Here is a 26,211-nt window from a genome sequence, read left to right as displayed (position 1 = left end):
TCTCTATCTAGTTAATTTTCTGAAATATTTCATTTAACATTGTATTATTCTTGTATTTTTTTTATCCCATAAACTTCGAAAATCTTTAGCCAGGATATCGCTACATGCCATGAAGACCTGCATACCGGGACCCACTAAAAGGCGGGGATACGAGCAAAAAAAACTAGCTGCTAAGATGACAGCTAGTTTTTGATTCCCTACCTTTTCATGGTACTTTCTTTTTATTTTATTGTTATCGAGCACTCACTTCATGTCGTCCATCAGCGAGTGCCTATTCGAATTCCTTCAACACATAGGCCAAGTTTTCACTCACATCACTTGCGAGCAGACTGCTCTTCGCCCTCGTTTCACTCCATTGCTCCGCGCTTACCCCGTGACAGTATACAGCATTGGCCACGGCCGCTTTCTTATCTTCATAGAATGAGATAAATGCAAGGATCATCCCAGTCAAGGTATCACCTGTCCCGCCTTTGGCAAGTCCATCATTGCCGGTCGAATTCACCCATACATCGCCATCGGGAAACGCCATCACCGTATTTCTTCCTTTGAGTACAACGGTCACCTTATTCGAGATCGCATATTCAGATGCGAGGCGCAGGCGGTCTTTCTGGATTTCCTTCGTCGGAAGACCCGTCATTTTACTGAACTCACCAGGATGGGGCGTGACGATCGTCATCGCTTCACGCATGGGATAGTCGCGTTTCTTAAGGGCTCCTGCATCGATAATGATCGGCAGGTCCCTTTTCATTACTTCATGTAACGCCCGGTCGATTTTTTCCTCATTATCCAATCCTGGGCCGATTGCCACTCCCCTTATCCCTTTAGGCATCGCTCCAGCCGCTACCTTTTCCAGTCCATCATGTAAAAATGTGCATTCCGGCACCCGGCTCGCGATAATTGCTGAAGCGAACCTTGTTGTCGCCACAGTCAATTTCCCGATTCCACTCCGCATCGCGGCAAGGCTCGCCAGCATGGCACTTCCCGGCATTTCATCCGTACCCGCTATCAACAGTCCCGTCCCGAATGTCCCCTTATGCGAGGCACCATTTCGCTTCGGGAAGCTTGCGGCAACGTCCCCTTTGGTCCATACCCGCCAATTGGATGTCTGTGGCAAGCCAATATCGAGCACTTCGGTCTGACCATAATACTCGACACTTCCTTCGAGAAACGCCGATGGTTTGTACCCGTGGAGCGTGAATGTTCGGTCAGCCTTTATAGCCTTTTCCACTTCACCGGTATCCGCCAAAACGCCTGTCGGAATATCGATTGCCATCCGAACGGCCTCTTGCTCATTCATCCAATCAATCAGCTGTTCGATATCATTATGGAGTGGCAACCTCGCTCCGACCCCAAGCAGCGCATCTATCAACACATCATAATCCTCACTGATTTCCGATACCTCAAATCCGCAGTGGAGATAATAGCGGTAGTGGCGCTCTGCAGTCTCAGAAACAGGTTCCCCTAGTGGGATAGCGAGCTTACATATGAAACCATGTTGCTTTAAATAACGGGCGAGAACCACTCCATCTCCGCCATTGTTCCCTTTTCCCGCAAGAATCAAGATTCGCTGCGATTTGCTCACATTTTTGACAATGGCTTCAAATAAAGCCCGTCCCGCATTTTCCATCAGCGTAAACGTTTCAAGTCCATGATCCGCTGCAGTTCGATCGATTCTTTTTATTTCCTCGCCTCGATAGATATACAAAACGAAACACCAGCTTTCTACAAGATCCTTACAAGGTCTAGTTTTGGCCCCACTTATCTTTAAAAATCAAATCATCCATCGACCGTCTCTTTTCCCAATTGGCCGTTTCAAGAATCGGTTTATCGGGATATTGATCGGTATAGCCAACAGACATGAGCGCGACAGGCTCCACGTGTGGAGGGATATCCAAAATGTCCCGGATATCATTCTTCTTGTAAAAACTGACCCAGCCCATCGCCAACCCTTCCGCACAGGCGGCTAACCACATATTCTGAATGGCACAGGCCGTCGATAAAATATCCGTTTCAGGAATGGAGTTGCGTCCAAGCACATGAGAGCCACCCCGCGTCGGATCACAGGTCACACAAATCGTATAGGGGGCTTCCTTCAAGCCTTCTACTTTCAAACTAAGAAACTTGTTTTCTTTTTCCCCTTCATAATGAACCGCAAGCGCCCTTCTTTCCTTATCCGCGGCCCAGGCCAACCGCTCTTTAATCTCCTGGTCCGAAACGACAATGAAACTCCATGGTTGCATGAACCCAACAGACGGTGCATGATGTCCCGCCTCCAAAATCTTATGCAAGGTATCCTTTGAGATGGGATCGGGTAAAAAACTCCGGATATCCCTCCGGCTATAAATCGCTTTATATACACCAGCTTGTTCATCATTAGTAAACATACTTCTCCTCCATTATCTCTGTCTCTTAGAGAAATTTATCTAAATATTAATATTCAATATGAATTTTACAGGTAAACCCTTACAATGAAAAGCAGCCTCATCCTTCCTATTCTATGACAAAAACCGGAATCGATGAAGGATAGCTAGGGGAAATGGACGTGGGGTACAAGACCTTCATCCGCGAGAAAGGAAAGGAACGAGACTCTATTCATCTCGTTCCATCCACAATCAGGTTGACCCTATCTCGTGGAAGATGTGCATCGACATAGAGATCTTCATAGACCATCCAGTTATCTTCCCACATGGAACGCATCTCTTCCCCATCACGCTCAATTCCACGGTCTAATCGTTTCTCCCGGGGGCACTCCACCCAGATGGTAAAATTATAGAAGGCAGCCAATTCATAGCGAGTGGAGTATGTGCCTTCAATGATGACAGTCCCACCCACTGGGATGGTATGCCACTCAGCCATTGCATCCGATTCCCAATCATAACGTTGGTAGACCGCTTCTTTCCCTGAGGTAAGCGGTTCCAAAACTTGACTGAAGACACGGGACCAATCGTAGTTCACACCAATCAAATTCCCGACTGGAGGCAACTGGGCCCTTTGAGAAGAAGGAAAATAGAAATCATCCATATGAACAATTGTGACATCCTGACAATGAGCTTTTATATAGGCAGCAAGGGTACTTTTCCCCGAACCACCGCGACCATCTATGGCAACTAAATATGGCCTTCGGTTTCCAGGGGAATTCTGGATTTCAGCAATAAGTTGGGAAATCGTGTACTGGCCACGAATTGTTGGGAAATTCATCAAACCCCTCCTCTTCCTATATATTTCTCTACACCCTCCCAAGAAACCCTCCTTGGGCGCGCAAAAAAATTGAAAGAAGGTACAAAATATGAATTCCATTCCCTTTGCCGTCATCTTCGACATGGACGGCACCCTGTTTCAAACCAATAGGATTTTAGGTTCATCACTTGAAAGAACGTTCAAAGTCCTTCGGTCAGAAGGAAATTGGCAGGGAGAAGCCCCTCTTGCCACATACAAAAAAATCATGGGGGTTCCACTAAAGGTCGTATGGGAAACCTTATTGCCAAATCACGCCGAGTCTATTCGGAATCAAGCCGACCGACTCTTTCTTGAATGTTTGAATCAAGAGATCAAAGAAGGAAAAGGTCAGCTTTACCCAAACGTCATCGAGACCTTGTCAGTCTTTAAACAACAAGGTATTCCAATATTCATAGCCAGCAACGGACTTGAAAAGTATTTGGAAGAAATCTGTACATATTTTCATCTGCATGAATACCTTACGGACATTTACAGTATCGAAAGGTCATTGAAAGGCTCGAAAACGGATCTAGTTCACATGTTGTTGAGAAACTATAACATTGAAGAAGCCATCCTGGTTGGCGACCGAAAGTCCGATATCGAAGCTGCAAAGGAAAATGGATTAGTGGCCGTCAGCTGTCCATTTGGTTTTGCGACTGTCAATGAATTGGTGGAAGCAGATCTTCTCATCGCGGATTTTTTTGAATTACAAGCATATGTTTTTAAACGAATATCTACGCTCTCTTTCTAACAGATCTTCCTGTTCCGCTAGCCATACCACTATTTTATCTTGGATGTCCCTGATTCCCTTTTCCTCCACGAAGTTGTTCAAAAGAATTGAAAAGATGATGCCTTCCCCACTTTTGGTGGTCACATATCCAGACAAAGTGCTTGTAGCGGAAATCGTCCCCGTTTTAGCGCGGACATTTCCCACGGCCGCCGTCTTTTCCATCCGATTCCTTAATGTACCGCCTATCATCTTTTCTTTAACCCCAGCAACCGGCAGTGCATTGAGATAGGAAGGAAACCATGTTTTTTCCCGAACGGAATAAAGGAGTTTGGTCAATTCGTTCGCTGAGATCAGATTGACCTGGCTAATCCCTGAACCATCCCGCATCATGGTCGATTGCGTGTCCATCCCCATCAGCTCGAGCTTACTTTCTGCTATCTTCAATCCATTCTCCCAACTGCCTTCCCCCTTCGCTGCCTTCCCCATTTCCTTCACCAAAACTTCAGCATGTGTGTTATTGCTCAGTTTCATGAAGGGAACCAGCAATTGTGAAAGGGTCATCGAATCATGGCTGGCAATTTTCCTAGCCTGTGCGGGTGTTTTTCCTTGTTTGGTCGTACCTAACACCTTGATGCCTTGCCGTTCCATCGATTGTTCAAATAATCTTAGGGCATATTTGGTAGGATCAATCACCGCCATATATTCTTTTGTCGGCAAGCCATGTTCCGGCATAGTCCCCGTTACCGTCAAGACATTTCGCTCATGATCGCGTTCGACCTTGATTTTCTGCTTTCCGTCCGGTGATACTGTTATCGCTTCATTAACGACTGTTACATAGTCCGTTTCCGGTTGCATCGTCACGGTTGCTTTTTTTCCAGCCCTTTTCCCTGGTGATATCTCCAGAAGGACTGTCCCGGTATCATACTCCTCATCGGGTGCGGCGGTTAAGGCTGAAACGGCCGACCCGTAGTATTCTTGCTCATCACTTCGTATTAAATCAGGCGAATGGCCTTCATCGTCATACCATGTATCATCGCCGATAAGATCTCCATGAACATAGTGGATTCGATGTTGCTTCAACACCTTCGCCAAACCATCAAAGTCCTTTTCAAGAAGGGTTGGGTCTCCTTTTCCCTTCAAATAGACATCCCCCTGAAGGACGTTCGCGACCTGAATGCCTTTTATGTATAGTTCCGTTTGGAAGACATGTTCCTCCCCTAACGTTTCAAGTGCCGCTGCCGCTGTCAGAAGTTTCATGTTCGATGCCGGTCTCATCCTTATATCCGCATCATGCTCATACACCAATTCCCCTGTATCTGCCGAACGGATTGAAATTCCGGCTAAGGCCCCGGTTAAAGCAGGCGACTCATGTACGATACGCTTGATTTCACCAGCCATCGATTCCTCTTCATAAGCAGCCTGCATCGTTTCCCCATTAAAAAAGCACATCAAAAACAGAAAGAAAATAATGTATACTTTCCTTATAAAGGTCAAATCCATTTCACCTACTTTTAAATTTCATTCACATGTCCCTTCATATCAGGCATACACAGTATTCCGTATTCCAGGAAAGCCTCACCTCAGGGACTTTTTTAGCCCTAAAGGGAACTTTTACTAAGAATCATCCGTATAAAAGTAATGACACAGTAAGGAGTGAACATATGTATTCAAAGATTCAAGCGCCCACAAAGAAAATTTCGAAAGAATCCATCAAGGTTTGGCGGATGACGGAAACCATCACCAACCTCATTATTCTCGTCATACTCGGCATCTTATTATTCGTTGATACTTATTTTTCCTGGAAAGAGTGGATTGGATGGGTTTTAATCGGACTGACCATCATCGAATGCTTTTCCGCCATTTGGTCCATCATCATCGCCCCCATTTTATTGCAAAAATATTGGCGATATGACGTAAGCGAAGAATTCATCCAAACGAAACATGGAGCGTGGTACGAATCCCATGAACTCATCCCGATGACGAAAGTTCAATCGGTCGAGCTGAACCAGGGGCCGTTTCTACGGAAGTATGGCCTTTATACGATTAGTATCGGAACCATGGGCGACTCACATACCATACCCGCCATTCCGGAGAAAGAGGCGTATGAACTTCGAGATAAAATTGCGCACTACGCCAAGATAAAGGAAGTGGAATGACATGGCGGAACAATCCAAACGGTTACACCCGCTCAAAATCCCATTTGAAATGTGGAATGTGCTGAAGAAGGAATTCTTTTTAATTATCCTCCTTTATGTATTGAATTTTGGTACGGAAAAGGTTTATATGATCGTGCTGCAACTCATCTATCTCTTATACTTCGTATGGAAGGTCATTTCATTGACTTTGAACTGGTTCACCTATACATATCATATAAAAGAAGGAAACATTCAGATCAAGTCCGGGCTTATTTCCAAGTCCTATCGGACAGTTCCGCTTCACAAAATACAAAACGTCCAACGACGGACAACCGTCCTTCATAAGTTTTTCCACTTAACTTCTTTAACGTTCGAAACGGGAATGACTGGTGACCAAGGTTCTGTCTTGTTTGAGGCGATTTCTTTAAAAGAAGCCCAACGACTTGAAACGGAATTTTCCTCACAAGAAATCCCGGCTGTAGAAGAAGGTCATCTGGAAGAGGACAGCTTGAAAGAAACGGGTGCTGAACAAACCATACATTTCACACCGACTAAACGGGATGTGTTAAAAGCTTCCTTCACGTCACTAAGCTTCCTGGCCATCATTCCGATTGTCGCTACGATTTATAAAACACTTGATGATTTTTTCAATCTGGAAAATGCCGAAGGGGCTGTGGCATCATTTTTGAATTCATGGCTAACCATAACCATCGCTCTCATTGTTTTAGTAGGATTAGCTATTGGTTTTGGAATTATTTCCACGTACGTGAAATATGGGAAGTATGAAATTTCATCGGATGCCAAACGTGTGTATATAAAAAAAGGGGTGCTCGATGAATCTGCCTTTTCAATTCAGAAAGAAAAGGTGCAGGCGGTGGAAATCACCCAATCCCTCATCAAAAGAATGCTTGGATTAGCGGAGGTGAAACTGATAAGCGCGGGAAGTACAGGAGATGAAAAACTGGAAACGAATACGCTCTATCCATTTTTATCGGTTGACCGTGCCCATGCCATAATCGAAGAGATTTTGCCTTCTTACAAGGTGGAACGCTCCATGCATCCCTTATCGAAACAAGCTTTCATCGTGCGAATGCTAAGGCCAAGCTATATCTGGATAGTTGTGACGGTTGCCATTTTTATTTTCAAGCCAGCGATATGGTATATTTCCTTGATTCTTTTCGTACTCATTTATACATCGAGAATCATAGATTACAAAAATGGCCGCTATTTATTACATGACGAATTCATTCAATTTAAATCAGGAAGTTTGGAAACGTCCCTGTTCATCACGAAAAGAAGCAAGGTCATTCAGATTAAAGTCGAACGCTCAAGACTGCAAAAACGCTTTGGGCTCGCATCGATCGAAACCATTAACCGTTCCAAACCGGTACATCATACCAAGCTACAAGATGTTTCCCTTGAATATGCCGACGAGTTTTACACATGGTATATTGATCGCACGAAAAACATTCAAGTCGAATAACCAACCAGAAGAAAGAGTTGACTGCATCCAGTCAGCTCTTTTTTTGTAAGTCTAATTGGCTGACAATGGAGGTCACTACTATTTTTAATGGATTCATCATTCCATGAGATGTCTGCTGTTCGAATCGCTTGGCTGCATCCACCATCGATAATTGAGCAACAGAAATTGCCTTTTGATCATCTTGAACGAGTTGATGTAAGACCTTGATGATTTCAGCATTGTACTCTTCTTTCAATCCTTTCATGATTAATTCGAAAGTATTTTCCATGATCATAATCTCCAAATCCAAGGATTTTTGATGGATTTCCGCATACTTTTCAAGACGCTCCACGGTACCGTTAACTGTTGCTGGGTTCGTAAAAAGGAGCATCTGAGGTTGAGATAGCGTACAGATGTATTCGAAGTAAGGTTCATCAATTTTAATGATGGGCACGGATGCTACCATACGTTGGTCTTGTAAAAGGGCGATATAGTTCGTGCAAGTAATTAGGATAGCATCCACTTCACATTGAGCGATCCAATCCAGTTGCTCTTTTACTTTTTTCTTTGCTTCTGTTTTATCGTAATTCCCAACAGAAGTCATTCGATACATTATGGAAGAGTCCACAAAATGCATGAGATCGATGTCATAGATTGAAAGAGCTCTTTCAATATATTCTATATTTGAATAATGGGCATGAAGGCATCCTAATCTTTTTTTCAACTCACCATTCCCCCTTCATTATGCTTTCTGATTATTCTACCAGTAAAATTCCTTTCTTGGATAATCTTTTCTTTCCTGTTTCAATCACTTTACCTCCTAATATAAGTCATTCTTATGAATTTTCTAAAAAAACTAAAAGATAGGGAAACTAAGCCGAAATATCTAGAGAACTCATAAGAAGTAGATATAAAGGAGCAAACCTATGAAACGTCTGAAAAACTGGTACTTCAATTCTCTTAAAAAACAAATACTGATACCCTTTTTAGCTTTAATTATTATTAGCGGATTTCTCATATCCTACGTAGCCTATGATCAAAGCATTGAACTAACGACAGATGAACTGAAAAATACGACAGAAGGTCAAGTAAAATCAATGAATGAAGTATCTGATCGCTTCTTCCAAGAAAAGGAAAAGAATTTAGACAGGATAAGCAAAGATATGGCCATGACCACACCCCATTCAGACGCTGATTCCATACTTACCGAGTTTACCAATACCCAAACGACCAATGAAGAGATCATCAGCTTGTACATGGGGACGGAGAAGGAAGGACAGACGATCATCTTCCCTAAAGCCTATTTACCTGGTGACTTTGACCCAAGGCAACAAGATTGGTATCAAGCCGCTTTGAAAGGAAAGAATGAAGTCATATGGACCGAGCCTTATACGGATACTGCGACCAATTCCCTTATCATCACGGCAGCAAAAGCAATCTATGATGGCGATAAATTGGTCGGCGTTCTTGGTGTCGACATCGCGATGGAAACGTTACTGAATACGATCAATCAGACGAAATTCGGGAAAACGGGATATGCCATTCTACTGAATGAGAAAGGGTCTATCCTTGCCCACCCTGATCAATCGAAAATCATGAAGGATCTTTCGGCTCAACCCATTTTTCAGCAAATGAAAGGTGAATCAGGATCTATGATCCTGGATTTTGAGGATAAAAGGCAAATCATCGGATACTCATCCAGTCCTACTACTGGTTGGAAAATAGTTGGAGTCGTGGATAGAGATGAAGTGGTGGACCGTGCAAGCTCTATGGTCATGCACAATATCCTGGCCATGATCGTCACTTTTACTTTGGCTACCATTTTTTCCATCTTCATCACACGTTCTTTGACAAAGCCCATTAAACGCCTTCAAGAATCCATCAAGAAAATGGCTGGCGGTGACTTCGCCTCCACGATTTCCATTTCCAGTGGGGACGAACTCGGCAAGCTTGCAGAAGACACCAACACCTTAGCAGAGAATATGAGTGCCATGCTTAAAAATGTCCATGCCCTTTCCAATAAGGTTGCCGATTCCTCCATGTTGCTCGTTGCCAGTGCCGAAGAGAATTCGGCTGCCGCAAACGAGGTCGCCATGACGATGGAACAAATCGCTTCAGGTGCCATTGATCAGATCGAAGTCGGCCAAGATAACGAAACGGCCATAGAGCTCATGGCCGACAAAATCAACAACCTGGAAAATCAGGCAGAAAAAATGTCGCTTGCCTCCGATGACATGTTCAAGGCATCGGAAAATGGAATGATCACCGTTCAGGGCCTAAAACAACAATTCGATGTTACAGCCCAGATCTCCAATCAGATGAGTACAGCCGTAAAATCACTGGATGTTCGATCCCATACGATTAGCGATATCGTCAAAACCATAACAGGGATTGCCGGGCAAACCAATTTACTCGCCTTGAATGCAGCCATCGAGGCAGCCAGGGCAGGCGAGCATGGAAAAGGTTTCGCCGTCGTTGCCGATGAAGTGAAAAAATTGGCCGAACAAACGGAACACTCCTTAAAGGAAATAGCAGAAATCATTTTTGCCATGCAAACTGATACCGCAAATACGGTTAGCTTGATTGATCAGGTCAACCAGAAAATCGATCATCAGAGTACATCCGTCACGAACACCGAAGTGGCCTTTGGTGATATTGCATCAATCATTTCTACCACATTCAGTAACTTTGATGAAATAACAAGTACCATGCACGAAATGATTGCCCAGATTGCCGTGATATCAGGCAACGCGAAACAACTAAACTCCGTTAGTCAGGAGGCAGCTGCCGGCACAGAAGAAGTGTCCGCTTCAATCGAAGAGACGAATGCCTCCATGGAACAATTAAATGCCCTGGCTGGGGAATTGGACAGCCTATCGCAGGAAATGCACAAGGAAATCCAGAAATTCAGCTACTAAACAAAAGAAAGAGCAGAAGCCAAAAGGCCCTGCTCTTTTTACACGCTCTAAATTAAAGTGGTCTTCTTCTATTCGTAAGCGTTTCATCCGTTTCCGTAATACCTGTGTATGAAGAGTTACCCCTTTTCGCATCGGCATCCACCAATACAAGCAGTTTCCCATTCTTAACATCCGATTCATATTGAGTGGCTTCACGCTCAGGGATACCGAGGCCAATCAATGTACCGGCCAAACCACCTGTACCAGCTCCTACTGCCGCACCAGCTAATGTAGCTGCAATCGGTCCAGCCGCAAGTACCGGTCCGATTCCTGGAATGGCCAAAGCACCGATTCCCGCTAAGAATCCAGCTGTTCCGCCTAGAACTCCACCAGTGGCAGCTCCAGTAGCAAGCCCTTCCTCTACTTTCGTTCCTGTTTCTTTTTTCACCGTTCTAAGTTCTTCTTTATCTTTAGCAACCACCGAAATATCATCTTGAGTATATCCTTGAGCCTGTAATGCCTCAACTGCCTGAATGGCCTCTGATCCAGTATCATAAACTCCAATTATACGTTTATCCATATCTATCATCCTCCTTAAAGAATGTTGTTTGTCGCTCCCTCTTTACATACCCCCGGAATCCAAAGCACTAAACGCATTTCCACCGGAAAAGATTTATGGTTCAAGCCCATTTATAAGGGTATATAAAATTATAGTTTGCATACTTATAGGAGGTTTTTTTTTAATGCTTATCGATTTACTGAAAGATTTAGTCTCCATTGACAGTTCCTCCAAAGAAGGGGCCAATGAAGCAGTGGATTTCTGTGCCGGTTGGCTTAAGAGCCAGGGATTGACTGTGGATGTGATTGAAAATAACGGGTACAAAATGCTCGTTAGCGAAATCGGGAGTGGAGAAAAAACATTGATATGGAATGGCCATGTTGATGTAGTGAGCGGGACGCCTAATCAATTCTTCCCCGAGGTGCATGAAGGGAATTTATATGGCCGTGGAACGGCCGATATGAAAGCGGGGGTTGCAGGCATGATGTGCGCCTTCGCCGAATTGAAAGATAGGGACTTAGGGTTGAAAATCCAGCTACAAATCGTTTCCGATGAGGAAATCGGGGGCTTGAACTGCTCCGGCTACCTAGCGAAGCATGGATATAGAGGCGATTTCGTCATCTGTGCAGAACCCACGCAGTTAGGCATCGGCCTACAGGCTAAGGGCTCCCTTCGCCTCGATATCGAAGTTTCCGGTAAATCCGCACATGGAAGCCGTCCATGGGAAGGTGTCAATGCCATCGAAAAGGCCTATGATATCTATACGAAAATCAAGGCCCTTCCTTTCACACGGGAACATACCCCCCTTTACGCTTCCCCCTCTCTCAATCTCGCAAAAATAAAGGGCGGAGATGTGTACAATAAAGTACCGGATGCTTGTTTACTCAGTCTCGATATTCGTTATCTTCCGACCCAGACAATGGAGGAAATCGTCGAGCAAATCGAAACCGTGGTAGGCAAGAACGTCCATATTAACATGTATAGTAAACCCGTTAATACGGAGGAAAACGATCCTTACATCACCCTACTCCGTCCGATTATCGAAAAGAACACGAAACAGGAAGCGGTCGTCTTCGGTCAACATGGCTCCGCTGACACCATCTTCTTTGCAGCTTACGGCATCCCAGCCATCGAATTCGGTCCAAAAGGAGAGAATTGGCATGGTGACCGGGAATGCGTCAATCTCGAATCCGTCGTAGTCTATCAAAAAATGCTCGTTGATTTTGCCTCTGAATTCATTTTACAAAAATAAGTATAGAAAGAAGCCGATATGTCCATCTATCGGCTTCTTTTTTATAGAAGAATCCATCGTGAACGTCACTTCTAACCTCTTAAAACGGAAAATTCTCTTCTTTCCATATAATTGACAGCCTTTTCTTTCAAAAATGACTCGTCATACCCTCTTAAAATGGCAAAACCATAAAGTAGGCTTTTAAGCCCATACTTTTTCCATTTATTTTTCCATATTCATACAAAATACGTTATGAAATTAAGTAATCTTCCAAATTTTATAAAAAATCGTGAAGTATTTCGTGATAAAAGTTCAAATTAATATCATTCCTTTTACCTAGTTTATTTTTCAATGAAATGTTTTTGTAACACAATTACTATGCCACCGAAACATTATTGTCATATAGACCTGTTATTCTAAGTCTACGCTTTAAAACAAAGGAGAATATTAATTGAAAAAAATACTACTTCCTATTATCACTGCTTTCTTCCTGGTATTTAGTTTTTCCGGAGTTTCATCAGCTGCTACTACTACATATAAAGTTAAAAGTGGTGACACACTATGGGGCATCGCGAGTAAACATAACATAACGGTCAATCAACTAAAGAGTTGGAATAACCTTAAAAAAGATCATATTAAACCAAAACAAGTTTTAAAAGTTAAGAAAACTGCAACGAAGGCAAAACCCAAAGCAAAAAAAGCATCAAAGAAATATAAAACTATCACAGTCAATGCTACAGCCTATACAGCTAACTGCAAAGGGTGCAGCGGGATTACGGCAACTGGCCTTAACCTGAAGAAAAACCCTAAAGTCAAAGCTATTTCTGTCGATCCTAAAGTCATTCCACTAGGAACAAAAGTTCATGTAGAAGGTTACGGAGATGCCGTAGCAGCAGATAAAGGCAGTGCGATTAAAGGAAAAAAAATCGACGTCTTCTATTCTTCTAAAACAAAAGCTCTTAACTGGGGCAGAAAAACAGTAAAAGTGAAAGTCTATCAATAAAAAGTAATCAGCTTGTAACAATTCAGGCTGTTTTTTTTTGCCTTTTTTTCTTTTATAGCATTATTTCACCATTCATATTTACTGAAAATTCAGCTAATGGTATGATTGGTCCATCAATCAGAAGCGAGGTGTACATATTGAAGATAGTCGTTATCGGAGCCGGTGCACTTGGTTCCTATTATGGAGGTAGACTACAGCAAGCAGGACAACAGGTTCAATTCGTCGTCCGTAAAAACCGAGCCCAACAATTGAGAGAGCAAGGGTTGAACATAACAAGCCCTCATGGAAACTATGAGTTTAACGAACTTCAATTCACAGAGGACGTACATGACATACAACAAGTTGACTTGGTCCTCCTAACGGTAAAAGGGTTCCACCTGAGAGGGACGCTGCCTGACTTGAAGGTCCTGGTCGATAAAGGGGCAAAGGTTCTTCCCCTTTTAAATGGACTCGAGCATATCTCCATACTTCAAGATGAACTGGGCGAAGCGAACGTCATAGGGGGAAGTGCCTTCATTATCGCTACCTTAAACGAAAAAGGCCATGTCGTACACTCTAACCGGAACCATGACTTAATTTATGGCCCGCTTCATCCCTCTCAACAAGAGATCTGCGATGAGTTTGAACAAGCAGTTAGTTCAGCCATCATGGGAGCAAGCAGGACAGAAAACATCTTAATTCGTCTATGGATTAAATATATGTTCATTACTGCTTTCTCCGGCGTGACAACAGCATCCAATCTTCCCATAGGGACCATACGCAACTATCCAGAAACGAACCGGGTACTGGAAAAGGCGCTTGTGGAAATGCAGATGCTCGCTAACGCTCATGGCATTGGATTGACGGAAAGGAATGTCGCTCAGGCACTGGAGGACATAGCCGCTTTACCCGACGAAGCTACCTCCTCCATGCATCAGGACCGTCGGAAAAATCAATCCCTTGAAGTCGAGCATTTACAAGGGGGTGCCCTAAGGCTCGCCAAAAATGCCCATATCCAACTTCCTGTGATTGAAACCCTCTACGCACTCATCAAGCCTTTTGAACAATGATTTTTCTTAGGCACCAGTTTTAAAACTGGTGCTTTCTTGTTCCTCCTCTCTTCTCCCTCTCTCTCACTTTCCAAGACCAAAAAGACCAAAAAGAACAATATCACCAAAAGAATATTCTGACTCTTCCTTCTGTTACACTATAGTTAATTAAAGAAAGCGCTATCATATAACAAAGGAGAATACAGTATGAAACTATTAAAAAATCTAACTGTCCAAGTCATCATAGGTATCATTCTCGGTATTACAGTCGGTTTCTTATTCCCTGCTTTCGGTGAACAGCTGAAAATCTTAGCTGATTTGTTTATTAAAATGATAAAAATGGTCATCGCACCCATCATATTCTTAACCGTCGTTATCGGCATTGGCGGCATGGGTGACATGAAGAAAGTGGGTCGTATCGGTGGGAAAGCCCTCCTTTACTTCGAAATCGTTTCCACCGTTGCCCTTGCGATTGGTCTTATCGTGGTCAACCTGTTAGGACCGGGTAAAGGATTTAACATCGATTCAGTGGAAGGCGGAGATGTATCGCAATATACAACCGCTGCTGAGGAAACAGAACACGGTGCCATAGCCTTTATCTCCAATATCATCCCGGACAATGCTGTCGCTGCAATGGCCGGTGGCGACTTGCTTCCTATTCTGTTCTTTGCCGTCTTGTTCGGTATCTCCATGGCAATGATCGGACCAAAAGTACAACCTGTCGTCTCCTTCTTACAACATATAGCCGATATTTTCTTCGGCATCGTTGGGATCATCATGAAGTTTTCACCGCTGGCGGCATTTGGGGCCATGGCCTATACCATCGGTAAGTTCGGGCTTGGTTCTCTAAGTTCTTTAGGACAATTAATGGCTAGCGTATATATTACCATGGCGTTATTCATCATCATCGTCCTTGGGGGCATCGCAAAATTCTATGGCTTCAACATATTCAAATTCATCGCTTATTTAAAAGAGGAACTTCTATTGGTATTGGGAACTTCTTCTTCGGAATCCGCATTGCCAAGTGTGATGAAGAAGCTTGAGAATTACGGATGTTCAAAATCCGTGGTCGGGCTGGTCGTACCGACCGGTTATTCCTTTAACCTTGATGGCACATCGATTTACCTGTCGATGGCGGCCATTTTCATCGCCCAAGCTTATGGCGTGGATTTAAGCATCTGGCAGGAAATAACCCTTCTTGGAATCCTGATGCTAACATCTAAAGGGGCTGCAGGTGTAACAGGATCCGGTTTCATCACCCTTGCGGCAACATTGGCTGCTTTCCCGATGATTCCTGTTGAAGGCATGGCACTTCTTTTAGGGGTCGACCGTTTCATGTCGGAAGCTCGTGCCATCACGAACCTGATCGGAAACAGTGTTGCTACAGTTGTCATTTCTAAAACAGAAGGCGAATTTGATCCAAATCATTCAAACTACAACAATTTGAATGAAGTAGCCGCCTCCACAGATCGATGAAGGACGGACATTAAGAAAGAGGATAGATGCAAGTAGAACTCTCTGCCCGCATCTATCCTCTTTTCCATATGCATTCTTACTTCCTTACTCTCCCTTGAAACACTTCATCACTCCGTTTTATTGTCCCTATTGACTGAACCCACCACCATTTCTTAAAACTTATCAATCATATTCATTTAAGATTTCCCGAAAAGTGTTTATACTTTTATATAGCAGATGGTATTAGCTTATAGACATTCACTCTAAATAAAGAACAAAATAATACGAAACGGGAGGTTTTATCATGAAAGATTACGGATTATACATTAATGGGGAATGGTCCGATCACGGACTTGAAAAAATCGAAGTGAAAAACCCGGCAACCGATGAAATTGTCGCCACTGTCCCAAAAGGGGGAGCCACGGAAGCAGCCAAAGCTGCCGATGCAGCTTATGCGGCCTTTACTGATTGGGCTGCCCTCTCGGTTTATGAACGTGCGGATTTGATCTGGAAATGGCATAAATTGATCGACGACAATAAAGAAGAACTAGCTAGAATCATGACAGAGGAACAAGGTAAACCATTGAAAGAAGCCCTTGGGGAAATGAACTATGCGAATGGATTTTTATCCTGGTTTGCCGAAGAAGGAAAACGGGTGTATGGGGAAACGATTCCTGCCTCCACTACGAATAAGCGACTTTTTGTAACCAAACAACCAGTCGGTGTCGTAGCCGTCATTACCCCATGGAATTTCCCGGCGGCGATGATTACGCGAAAAGTGGCACCCGCACTTGCCGTCGGCTGTACGGTTGTCATTAAACCCGCGAATCTGACGCCGATTACAGCTTTGAAAATGGCCGAATTGGCTGAAGAAGCAGGCATTCCAAAAGGTGTCATCAATGTAGTGACAGGTAAATCATCGGAAATCGGCGAAACTTGGCTTCAAGATACCCGGATTCGCAAATTGACCTTCACTGGTTCAACGGAAGTCGGGAAAACTTTAATGAAGGGCTCTGCCGAAACCGTGAAGAAGATATCGCTTGAGCTGGGTGGCCACGCTCCCGCCATCGTTCTGGAAGATGCCGACCTCGATAAAGCCGTTGAGGGCATCATTAGTTCGAAATTCCGGAACGCCGGACAAACATGCGTGTGTTCAAACCGCATTTATGTTCATGAATCCATCCAGGACGTCTTCATCGAGAAGCTTGTTGCCAAAGTGAACGAACTGAAAGTGGGCAACGGTTTGGAAGAAGGCGTCGACATCGGACCTCTTATTGACCAAAGTGCAGTCGAAAAGGTACAAAAGCAAATTGACGAAGCCATCAATAGCGGAGCCAAACTCGAAGCTGGTGGGAAATCGATTGGCGGACTCTTCCTTGAACCGACCATCCTTTCCAACGTCAGCGATAGCATGCTTTGCATGAATGAAGAAACATTCGGACCACTAGCACCGATTGCTTCCTTCAAGACAGATGAAGAAGCGGTACAACGTGCAAACGACTCGATTTTCGGGCTGGCAGCATACGTCTTCACCGAGAACATCTCAAGGGGCATTAAAGTCACCGAAGCCCTGGAATTCGGGATCGTCGGCTTGAACGATGGCCTCCCTTCCGTTCCACAGGCACCATTCGGCGGATTCAAGCAAAGTGGGCTTGGCCGCGAAGGCGGACATCATGGGATTGAAGAGTTTTTAGAGGTCAAATATATTTCACTAGGCCTATAATAAATATTGGTACAAAAAAAACGGGACCAACTCTCAAAGAGTCGATCCCGTTTTTTCATTCAATTAAATCTTCCCCGAGTTTTTCCTCTTTCCTGATCCTGATGAACTTAACGATATTCAATACAATCGTTTTAATGACGGAATAAGTCGGTACAGCCAGGATCATCCCAATGATGCCTGCGATGTTTCCCGCAACCAATAAAAGGATGATGATGGTTAACGGATGCGTATTTAGCTTTTTCCCGATGACCAGCGGTGAAATGACATTACCGTCCAACTGCTGAACAATCGTGATGACCACTATGACCAAAAGCGCCTGTGTCGGCGAATGAATCAAGGCCACGATCACTGCAGGAGCGGCTCCAATAAATGGGCCGACATAGGGAATGATATTGGTAACGGCACCTATCAATGCAAACAGGAAGGCATAAGGCAAATCAATGATTAAATACCCCACGAACGTCCCAATTCCAACAAACAAGCAGACTAGCATTTGCCCCTGTATGTATGTCGTAAGGGTCTCTCCCGTTTCCTTAAGAACGGATAATGCCGGTTTGTGATAACGGACCGGTACAAATTTCATGATGGAGCTTGGTAGCTTATCGCCATCCTTCAACATATAAAACAGGATGAATGGAACCGTTACGACTACCAACGTTATATTCGTGACAACGCTGAATACAGAAGACAGACTTTTAGTAATATTGCCCGGTAGATCCGTCAAGTATCTTTGAAGGGAATCTCCCACTTCTTTCAAAGACACATAATCCTGTTCCATCGTCCACATGAACCATCTTGATTTGGATAAATCTTCGATGAACGTTCTGGATTGATTAAAATAATCAGGAAGGTTATTAATCAAATCCGTGACCTGACGTGAAAGGGACGGGCCGACAAGACCGACCAATAAACTTACTAGACCAAGGAATATCACATACAGCAATAAAATCGCCAATCCCCTCGGCACTCTCCTTTTCACGAGCAAATCGACCGTCGGATTGAACAAGAAATAAAGAAAACCGGAAATGAGTATTGGAAAGAACAAAGTTGAAGTGAAAATCACGATTGGTTCAAAAAGAAACGAAATCTTCGTCCCCACATAAAATAACACGGACAATAGCAATAGCTCTAATGTCCAAAAATGCAGTTTAGCCTTGAACAAGTTATCTCCTCCTATATAACTCTTCTTTTTCTAAAGAAAGATGATCCATTATGTATGTAAAATTTTATAATGCTACCTATCATTGATAGAAGTTTACCATACTTCCATTACCACAACGTAAAATTCTGTATAAAATTTATTTCAATGATTCCCAGGATTTACATTGGGAAAAAATCATCCTTCTCAAGGCAGTCTTTTAGAGCGGGAAACCCTTTTATCGGTCAAAACGATCAATATATTGGTCAAACTTGGCTTTTATCGGTCTATTCAACCTATTTATCGGTCAAACCCCATCTCAGCACACAAAAAAACCCCGCTGCAATGAGCGGGGTCCATCTTCTTATTTTTGATCTTGAAGAGTAGCTTCAAGCATTGTACCGTTCTTGGCAAGGTTTGTATACCAAGAGAATGCTTTTTCAAGAACATGCGGTGTTTGGTGTCCACCAGTTAGAGCGACAGCTTCGTTGAAATAATCACGAAGTTGTTGACGGTAATCCGGATGTGCACAGTTTTCAATGATTGCATGTACACGTTCTTTTGGTGCTAGACCGCGTAAATCAGCGTAACCTTGTTCTGTAACGATGACATCCACATCATGCTCAGTGTGGTCAACGTGTGATACGAAAGGAACGATACTTGAGATTTTGCCGCCTTTTGCATAGGACTTCGTTACGAAGATACCTAAGCGTGCATTACGAGCATAGTCTCCAGAACCACCGATACCATTCATCATTCTTGTACCAGAAACATGTGTTGAATTTACGTTGCCGTAAATGTCACATTCTAACGCAGTGTTGATAGAAATCAATCCAAGACGACGGATGACTTCCGGATGGTTAGAAATTTCTTGTGGACGAAGAACGAGTTTATCACGATATTTATCAAGTTCGCCATATACTTGCTTACCTTTTTCTTCAGCCAAAGTAATGGAGCAACCTGAAGCGAATTTAACTTTTCCAGCATCGATAAGATCGAATACTGCATCTTGTAACACTTCAGAGTATACTTCTAAATCTTTGAATTCAGAATCAATTAAACCATTCAACACGGCGTTTGCAACGGAACCTACACCTGATTGAAGTGGTGCAAGCGATTCAGTTAAACGACCAGCCTTGATTTCTTCGCGAAGGAAGTTAGTAAGGTGATTGGCCATGACAGCAGTCTCTTCATCAGGAGGCACGATTGTAGAAGGTGCATCCGTAACTGTTGCCACAACAATCCCTTTCACTTTTTCAGGATCAACAGGAATACCGATCGAACCAATACGATCACTTGCACTCGTCAATGGAATCGGTTGGCGCTCACCTTGTTGAGCTGGTAAATATATATCATGCATGCCTTCTAATCCTTCTGGATGAGACACGTTTAATTCGATGATGACATTCTTCGCTTCTTGTACGAAGATAGCTGAGTTACCTACAGAAGTTGTCGGAATGATTAATCCGTCTTCTGTGATAGCCACTGCTTCGATGATAGCAAAGTCGATTGGTCCAACAATCCCTTGACGAACTAATTCAGCCGTATGAGATAGATGTTGGTCGACATAAGTGATTTCATCAGCATTGATTTTATTACGAATACCTTTATCCGCTTGGAATGGTAAACGTTTATTTATGAGTCCGGCTTCCGCCATATGTTGGTCGACTTCAGGTCCTAATGATGCACCTGTATATACGTCAACTTTGAATTTTTCAGTTTTCGCTCTTTCAACTAGAGCCATTGGAATAACTTTCGCATCACCAGCACGAGTAAATCCACTCATACCTAGTTTCATACCATCTTTAATCCATGAAGCAGCTTCTTCTGCAGTGACAACTTTCCCCTTAAGTTGCTCATTGCGGATTTTTTTGAAAACGCTTTCGTTCATACAAAAGACCCCCATTTTCGCTTTTCTTACACCTAATTTTATCAAGTACGTGTAATTGTCACATTCTTTTATGAATGAAAAGCCTTAAAAGGAGCACAAAACAGCATTTTTATTACACGAAACAGAAACTCTAAAAACCAAGTGCTCTTCGGAACTGGCTTGCGTACGTTTGGCTAACTTGAATTTTCGAATGATCCTTCATCACAAGCAAGAATGTAGAGTGAAAGTCAGGCAAGATTTCCTCAATGAAATGAATGTTGACAATATAGGAACGGTGCACCCGAATAAACATTTCACTTGGTAAAACGAACTCCAATTCACTTAAATTCAATTTATGGAAACCACTCACGCGTTCAGACTGGATCCTTGTCTTCCTATTTTGCGCTTCTAAAAACATGATTTCCTCATAAGGAAGCGGAATCCATCTGTCTTCCGTCTTGACGGTTAAAAAGGAAGTCGGCAACACGAACGGCTTGGAGGGAAGGATGGCTGTCACGGCGCCCATTGGATTTTCACCTTCCAGGATGGGAACGCTCAAACCATAATACGGGACGCCAAATACATCACTTTCAACTTGAACGGCAATTTTCTTCCGGCTCTGCAATGCCTTGAAAGCGGCCGTCCCTTCACTTATTAAATCTCCAGGTTTAATCCCGACATCGATTTGTTTGCTTGGTTGATAATAGATAAACTGTTCAGAATCAGCCACTGCAATCGAAGCGTTTTTTGGAACAAACTCACTAATGATATTTAAAACGGATTTAACCGTAAATTGATCCATTTTTCCCCACCCCATAAAGAACATATTGATTGATTATTTTCACTCTAAAGAAAAAGACTTTCTTCTGATTTTTCCCATATTAATGAAAAATGGAAGTAAATAAGCGAAAATCGTCGAAAAAAGCCAGAAAACAGGATTTAAATTACCTGTCCCATTTCATTATAGTGGGTACTCCCACCAATTTCTATGGTGGAACCAATAAAAAATCCGTCCTTCTATTATAAAATTCACTTCCAGGATATAAACTATTCAAATACGCTGCCGAAAAGGTTTGCCACTATCTCTAAAACACAGGAAAAACCGTTCCTCTTTTTATAGAAGAAACGGCTTCCTAACTTAGACATCTGCTTTTTTAGACGGGGAATTGGTTCGGAGAAGTAAGATTGATTCTAAATTCTTCAATGGTAATTCTAATAAATAAGACCTGTCGGTAGGTTGGTAAATGTTTTCGGATATCAGTTCAGTCACAATCTTTTGCTTTTTCCTGGAAACAATCTCAATCAACTTGCCCATCTGTCCCCTCCTTTAATGTTTTCCTCAGTCGTTCTTTAATGCATCGTGCCCTTCTTTTCCTGTCCGGATATTCACCACATTGGCTAATTCATAGATGAAGATCTTTCCGTCTCCAGGTTTTCCAGTGCTTAAGAATTTCCTGGCAACATCCACTACATCTTGAACGGGGACTTCACATACTACAATCTCTATTTTCATTCGGTCATGTAAGGATATTTCCCGATTTCGGCCTCGATATGTTTCGACATAACTCTTCTGTAGCCCAGTACCTTTCGCATCTGACACCGTGATACCACTGACACCAATCTTCGCCAACTCCTCTTTGAACTGTTCAAACTTGATTGGCCGCGTAATGATTTCGATTTTCGTCAATACCTGAGACATATGAATTCCCTCCTTTAAATTGATTCGTGATAGGCCTTTTCACCGTGGAGTGTAAGATCGAGCCCCGTTGTTTCATCTTCTTCGCTGACACGTAATGGAACGAACAAGCTAATGACTTTTGCGATGATATATGTGACTACAGCCACGAAGATATATGTGGCGATAATCGCTACAACTTGTTTCCAGAGTAGGTTGAAGTCTCCGTAGAACAAACCGTTGGCTCCCCCTTCATTCACCGAAGTAGTCGCGAATAATCCCGTCGCGATTCCACCCCAAGTGCCTCCAATGCCATGTAAGCCGAAAGCATCAAGTGCATCATCATAGCCCAATTTGTTTTTAAGGAAGAATACACCCCAGTAACAAACCGCTCCGCCAATGACCCCAATCAGGATGGAAGATGCTGTCGTCACGAACCCACAGGCTGGTGTAATGGCCACCAATCCAGAAATGGCACCCGATACTGCACCAAGCAAGGTTGCCTTCTTATTTGTCATGTACTCAACGATTAACCAGCCAATGATACCAGCCGCAGCTGCAACAGCCGTATTCACGAAAACATTCATCGCCACTGCATCGATCGTCAAGGCACTGCCGACATTAAAACCGTACCAGCCAAACCATATCAACGATCCACCAAGGAATGTTAAAGGTAGATTATGCGGGGCACTGTTTCCTGATTCCTTCCTTTTCCCCAACATGATAGCCAACACTAAACCAGCAACACCTGAAGAGATATGAACGACGTTACCGCCGGCGAAATCAAGCGTACCAAGTTCAGCTAACCAGCCGCCTCCCCATACCCAGTGAGCAACGGGTGCGTATACGAATAAAGACCAAAGAATGGTGAAAATTAAGAAAGCGGAAAATTTCATTCGTTCAGCGATCCCGCCTGCGATAATGGAAACGGTCAATACTGCGAATGTCATTTGGAATAGCATGAATAAACTATGAGGAATTGTGTCGCTGTATGGGCCAGGAGCGAAACCGACATCCTTTAAACCTACCCAATCCAGACCGCCTAGGAGAGTATTTCCTGGTGAGAAGGATAATGAATACCCAACTAGCACCCAAAGAATAGAAATGACAGCGAGTGGCATATAACTATGCATTGCCGTATTGAGGACATTCTTGCTTTTTACCATCCCTCCATAAAATAGGGCAATTCCTGGAGTCATAAGCCAAACCATCATTGTCGCTAAAAACATGAATACCGAATCTGCCATCTGCATTTGTTTTTCCCCCTTAAATTTTTAATATGTTATGTTATATAACATTGTTATGTGATGTAATTTATCATATACTTAATTTTCAAAAAATTCAACCATTTTATTTACTTTTTTTGAAAATTCTATGTAATAAGCACCGGAAAACGAACGGTACGAAATAGATTCTTAGTCCTTTCCTCACATGGTTTCATACTCTTCTTATAAAAATCCGCGCAAAAAAGGGCCCTAATAATAAGGGCCCCTCCTAACTATATGACTAGCAACAGCGTGATACCTTCCCATCCTTAGCGTTATACCTTTCGTCCTGCGCTTCGCAGAAGAACTCTTTCCTTGTCTTAATCGTTTTATCAGGATGTTCCAGCTTCATATGGGCTACATACGTTTCATAACTAGGAACTCCGACAAGTAGACTAATGAATTGCTTTCGGTAGCTAAGAATCCGGGTAATTTTTTTTAACATGGTTTCCTTCCCTCCATTATCACCTTGATATATAAGGAGATTCATGCATGTCAATTTTTTCATTTTTGATGATTTTGATCCATAATCGTACCGCGGAAATCAAGACAGTGATGACCACGATCATAAAGAAGGCACAAAGGGCTGCATCTAAATAATCATTGAAGATGACTCGTTTCATTTCCGCTAAATTCGCCGCCGGAGCAAGGACCTCTCCTGCATCATAGGCAGCCTTGAATTTGTCCTTATGCGCCAAAAAGCCAATTGCAGGGTTTTCGTGGAATAGCTTTTGCCAACCCGCTGTCATCGTCGCAATTAATATAAAGGTCGTCGGTAAAAGTGTGACCCATGTGTACGCTTTCTTGCCCATCTTGAACAAGACGGTCGTACCAAGCAGTAACGCAATCGCGGATAGCATTTGATTCGCAATCCCGAACAATGGCCATAGTGTATTGATTCCTCCAAGCGGATCAATGACCCCCTGGTACAGGAAGTATCCCCACCCTAGAACACAAATGGCTGTCGCGATGATGTTCGGCACCCATTTATTCGTTTGCGCAAATGGTTTATAAAAAGTACCGATAATATCTTGAATCATGAAACGGCCCACCCGGGTACCGGCATCAATCGTCGTCAAGATGAACAATGCCTCGAATAGTATCGCGAAATGATACCAAAACGCCATCAAGGAAGCACCCCCGACTACTTGTGAGAAAATATGCGCCATCCCAATCGCAAACGTGGGAGCTCCTCCAGTACGGGATAATATCGTTTCCTCCCCGACATCATCGGCAAGGTCCGTAATCATATCAGGCGTCAAGACAAATCCCCAATCAGATATCGTCGTCGCAACCTGAGCCGGCTCCGTCCCAATGACAGCACCCGGACTATTAATGGCAAAGTAAATACCCGGTGTTAATACGCAGGCCGCTACCATCGCCATGATGGCCACGAATGACTCAGTCAGCATGGCTCCATATCCGATTGGGCGTGCATGGGATTCACGTTCGATCATCTTAGGCGTCGTACCCGATGAAACGAGCGCATGGAATCCAGACACCGCCCCACATGCAATCGTGATGAATAAAAATGGGAATAGGTTACCCGAGAAAACCGGCCCCGTTCCATCAATGAACTGCGTGACCGCAGGCATTTCAAGATTAGGCATGACGATGAAGATGCCTAGTGCAAGAGCGATGATCGTACCGATTTTCAAGAAGGTACTTAGATAATCCCGCGGAGCCAAAAGCATCCAAACCGGTAGCACAGAAGCAACAAAACCATACACAATCAAGAGGATGGCAATCGTTTCACCTGAGTATGTAAACATGGGAGCCAATGTTGCACTTTCCGCTACAAAACGTCCGAAGTACAAAGCAAGCATCAACAGGATAATCCCGATGATGGATCCTTCCCCGACTCGTCCAGGCCTGATATACCGCATGTAAACACCCATAAGGACCGCAATAGGTATGGTCGAAGCAATCGTGAACATCCCCCAAGGGCTTCCTACCAAGGCCTTCACGACTACTAGCGCAAGCACGGCCAATAAAATGACCATGATGCCAAAAATCCCTAGCATGGCAATGAAACCTGTGACGGGACCGATTTCTTCTTTTATCATTTCACCAAGCGATTTACCATTTCGGCGCATCGATCCGAAGAGAATGACGAAATCCTGTACCGCACCGGCCAAAACGACACCCACCACGAGCCATAGTGTACCCGGCAGATACCCCATCTGTGCCGCTAAGATAGGCCCTACAAGTGGCCCTGCCCCAGCAATCGCGGCAAAATGATGACCAAACAGTACCCATTTATTCGTCGGTACATAGTCTTTACCATCATTATTCAATTCAGCTGGAGTCTTACGTTTATCATCAAGCTCGAATACTTTCTGTGCGATAAATTTACTATAAAAGCGATAAGCAATCGAATAGACACAGAGAGCAGCCGTAACAATCCACATAGCATTAATGCTTTCCCCGCGATTTAAGGCGACAACACCGAAGCTCACAGCTCCCAACGCAGAGATGATTCCCCAAAGAACAACTGATTTAAGCGCTTTCATTTTTTCATCTCCTACCCCATTGTATTTACCAATTCATTGTGCCTGAACGTTTTCCACAGCCTCCTTAAAACGACTAAACAACGTTAATTTTGTATATATTCTGAATTATATGTCATTTTATGGTTAATAAGCAATAGGTTTTCTTCACTAGCCGAAATTAATAGCACGGCATGTACCGTTACGATTTTTTCAGACTACCCAGACTTCCTCCCCCTACGTCCAGACTCCGTTTTTAACGTTTATTTCCATACTACCTATTTAATTCCTATCGCCTATTCCGCTATAATAAAAAGGAAAGTTTAGCCATCACC

23 protein-coding genes are annotated in these 26,211 nt (G+C 43.4%); 9 read left to right on the top strand and 14 right to left on the bottom strand.

The window, feature by feature from the left end; genetic code table 11:
* Positions 1-271: 271 nt before the first annotated feature.
* The 3 genes from ACIQXH_RS15725 to ACIQXH_RS15715 form a co-directional block, all read right to left on the bottom strand.
* On the bottom strand, positions 272-1,705 hold the full coding sequence (locus ACIQXH_RS15725) for an NAD(P)H-hydrate dehydratase (RefSeq protein WP_403124490.1): 1,434 nt from the start codon (positions 1,703-1,705) through the stop codon (positions 272-274).
* A 37-nt stretch (positions 1,706-1,742) separates the two neighbouring features.
* Entirely contained in the window at positions 1,743-2,384 is a 642-nt protein-coding gene (bluB, locus tag ACIQXH_RS15720; RefSeq protein ID WP_402871915.1) for a 5,6-dimethylbenzimidazole synthase, read from the bottom strand.
* A 208-nt stretch (positions 2,385-2,592) separates the two neighbouring features.
* Positions 2,593-3,198 carry a uridine kinase family protein gene (locus tag ACIQXH_RS15715; protein WP_403124487.1) on the bottom strand — a complete coding sequence of 202 codons (606 nt, stop codon included), beginning with the start codon at positions 3,196-3,198 and terminating at the stop codon, positions 2,593-2,595.
* Between the two features lie 88 nt (positions 3,199-3,286).
* On the opposite strand from ACIQXH_RS15715, the gene ACIQXH_RS15710 reads away from it, so the two are divergent.
* On the top strand, positions 3,287-3,967 hold the full coding sequence (locus tag ACIQXH_RS15710; RefSeq protein WP_403124484.1) for an HAD-IA family hydrolase: 681 nt from the start codon (positions 3,287-3,289) through the stop codon (positions 3,965-3,967).
* Here the strand turns inward: ACIQXH_RS15710 and dacB are convergent.
* Complete coding sequence (dacB, locus tag ACIQXH_RS15705; RefSeq protein WP_403124481.1) at positions 3,923-5,371, bottom strand: D-alanyl-D-alanine carboxypeptidase/D-alanyl-D-alanine endopeptidase; 1,449 nt, start codon at positions 5,369-5,371, stop codon at positions 3,923-3,925. The two genes, ACIQXH_RS15710 and dacB, sit on opposite strands and share 45 nt — an antisense overlap.
* Before the next feature lie 236 nt (positions 5,372-5,607).
* Here dacB and ACIQXH_RS15700 point away from each other — a divergent pair, with 236 nt between their 5' ends.
* Positions 5,608-6,102 (top strand): PH domain-containing protein, encoded by a 495-nt coding sequence (locus tag ACIQXH_RS15700; protein WP_402871923.1) that lies wholly within the window; start codon positions 5,608-5,610, stop codon positions 6,100-6,102.
* A 1-nt stretch (position 6,103) separates the two neighbouring features.
* Positions 6,104-7,564, top strand: a complete 1,461-nt coding sequence (locus ACIQXH_RS15695) for a PH domain-containing protein (RefSeq protein ID WP_403124479.1) — start codon at positions 6,104-6,106, stop codon at positions 7,562-7,564.
* 31 nt (positions 7,565-7,595) lie between these two features.
* Here the strand turns inward: ACIQXH_RS15695 and ACIQXH_RS15690 are convergent, their stop codons facing one another.
* Positions 7,596-8,267 carry an aspartate/glutamate racemase family protein gene (locus tag ACIQXH_RS15690; protein ID WP_403124475.1) on the bottom strand — a complete coding sequence of 224 codons (672 nt, stop codon included), beginning with the start codon at positions 8,265-8,267 and terminating at the stop codon, positions 7,596-7,598.
* A 202-nt stretch (positions 8,268-8,469) separates the two neighbouring features.
* On the opposite strand from ACIQXH_RS15690, the gene ACIQXH_RS15685 reads away from it, so the two are divergent.
* Positions 8,470-10,461 (top strand): methyl-accepting chemotaxis protein, encoded by a 1,992-nt coding sequence (locus ACIQXH_RS15685; protein WP_403124473.1) that lies wholly within the window; start codon positions 8,470-8,472, stop codon positions 10,459-10,461.
* Between the two features lie 52 nt (positions 10,462-10,513).
* Here ACIQXH_RS15685 and ACIQXH_RS15680 read toward each other — a convergent pair whose 3' ends face one another.
* Positions 10,514-11,020: a YflT domain-containing protein gene (locus tag ACIQXH_RS15680; protein WP_402871935.1), complete on the bottom strand. Its 507-nt coding sequence runs from the start codon at positions 11,018-11,020 to the stop codon at positions 10,514-10,516.
* 163 nt (positions 11,021-11,183) lie between these two features.
* Here ACIQXH_RS15680 and ACIQXH_RS15675 point away from each other — a divergent pair, with 163 nt between their 5' ends.
* The 5 genes from ACIQXH_RS15675 to ACIQXH_RS15655 all read left to right on the top strand — a co-directional run bounded on the left by ACIQXH_RS15675 (position 11,184) and on the right by ACIQXH_RS15655 (position 17,439).
* The gene (locus tag ACIQXH_RS15675; protein WP_403124470.1) at positions 11,184-12,251 is read left to right on the top strand and encodes a M20 family metallopeptidase; all 1,068 of its coding nucleotides are present in this window, start codon (positions 11,184-11,186) and stop codon (positions 12,249-12,251) included.
* A gap of 430 nt (positions 12,252-12,681) precedes the next feature.
* Entirely contained in the window at positions 12,682-13,233 is a 552-nt protein-coding gene (locus ACIQXH_RS15670; protein WP_402871940.1) for a 3D domain-containing protein, read from the top strand.
* Positions 13,234-13,361: 128 nt separating this feature from the next.
* Entirely contained in the window at positions 13,362-14,282 is a 921-nt protein-coding gene (locus ACIQXH_RS15665; RefSeq protein ID WP_403124626.1) for a ketopantoate reductase family protein, read from the top strand.
* Positions 14,283-14,468: 186 nt separating this feature from the next.
* A complete protein-coding gene (locus ACIQXH_RS15660; RefSeq protein ID WP_402958484.1) occupies positions 14,469-15,737 on the top strand; it encodes a dicarboxylate/amino acid:cation symporter in 1,269 nt (422 codons plus the stop codon).
* Positions 15,738-16,020: 283 nt separating this feature from the next.
* On the top strand, positions 16,021-17,439 hold the full coding sequence (locus tag ACIQXH_RS15655) for an NAD-dependent succinate-semialdehyde dehydrogenase (protein WP_402871949.1): 1,419 nt from the start codon (positions 16,021-16,023) through the stop codon (positions 17,437-17,439).
* A gap of 55 nt (positions 17,440-17,494) precedes the next feature.
* On the opposite strand, the gene ACIQXH_RS15650 is transcribed toward ACIQXH_RS15655, so the two are convergent.
* The 8 genes from ACIQXH_RS15650 to ACIQXH_RS15615 all read right to left on the bottom strand — a co-directional run bounded on the left by ACIQXH_RS15650 (position 17,495) and on the right by ACIQXH_RS15615 (position 25,900).
* Positions 17,495-18,601 (bottom strand): AI-2E family transporter, encoded by a 1,107-nt coding sequence (locus tag ACIQXH_RS15650; RefSeq protein ID WP_402871952.1) that lies wholly within the window; start codon positions 18,599-18,601, stop codon positions 17,495-17,497.
* 340 nt (positions 18,602-18,941) lie between these two features.
* A complete protein-coding gene (scpC, locus tag ACIQXH_RS15645; protein WP_402871954.1) occupies positions 18,942-20,468 on the bottom strand; it encodes a succinyl-CoA:acetate CoA-transferase ScpC in 1,527 nt (508 codons plus the stop codon).
* Positions 20,469-20,598: 130 nt separating this feature from the next.
* Positions 20,599-21,249 carry a LytTR family DNA-binding domain-containing protein gene (locus tag ACIQXH_RS15640; protein WP_402871957.1) on the bottom strand — a complete coding sequence of 217 codons (651 nt, stop codon included), beginning with the start codon at positions 21,247-21,249 and terminating at the stop codon, positions 20,599-20,601.
* Positions 21,250-21,585: 336 nt separating this feature from the next.
* Positions 21,586-21,762, bottom strand: coding sequence for a hypothetical protein (locus ACIQXH_RS15635; RefSeq protein WP_402871960.1), 177 nt, complete (start codon positions 21,760-21,762; stop codon positions 21,586-21,588).
* A 24-nt stretch (positions 21,763-21,786) separates the two neighbouring features.
* On the bottom strand, positions 21,787-22,146 hold the full coding sequence (locus ACIQXH_RS15630) for a P-II family nitrogen regulator (protein ID WP_402871963.1): 360 nt from the start codon (positions 22,144-22,146) through the stop codon (positions 21,787-21,789).
* Positions 22,147-22,160: 14 nt separating this feature from the next.
* Positions 22,161-23,375, bottom strand: coding sequence for an ammonium transporter (locus ACIQXH_RS15625; RefSeq protein WP_402871966.1), 1,215 nt, complete (start codon positions 23,373-23,375; stop codon positions 22,161-22,163).
* 253 nt (positions 23,376-23,628) lie between these two features.
* A complete protein-coding gene (locus ACIQXH_RS15620) occupies positions 23,629-23,832 on the bottom strand; it encodes a YbdD/YjiX family protein (protein WP_402871969.1) in 204 nt (67 codons plus the stop codon).
* A 19-nt stretch (positions 23,833-23,851) separates the two neighbouring features.
* Entirely contained in the window at positions 23,852-25,900 is a 2,049-nt protein-coding gene (locus ACIQXH_RS15615; RefSeq protein WP_402871971.1) for a carbon starvation CstA family protein, read from the bottom strand.
* Between the last annotated feature and the right edge of the window lie 311 nt (positions 25,901-26,211).

Source organism: Peribacillus sp. NPDC097225 (genome assembly GCF_044761955.1).
Classification (GTDB): Bacteria; Bacillota; Bacilli; order Bacillales; family DSM-1321; genus Peribacillus.
Note: the sequence above shows the minus strand (reverse complement) of the source record. Positions and strands in the feature narration are given on the sequence as shown.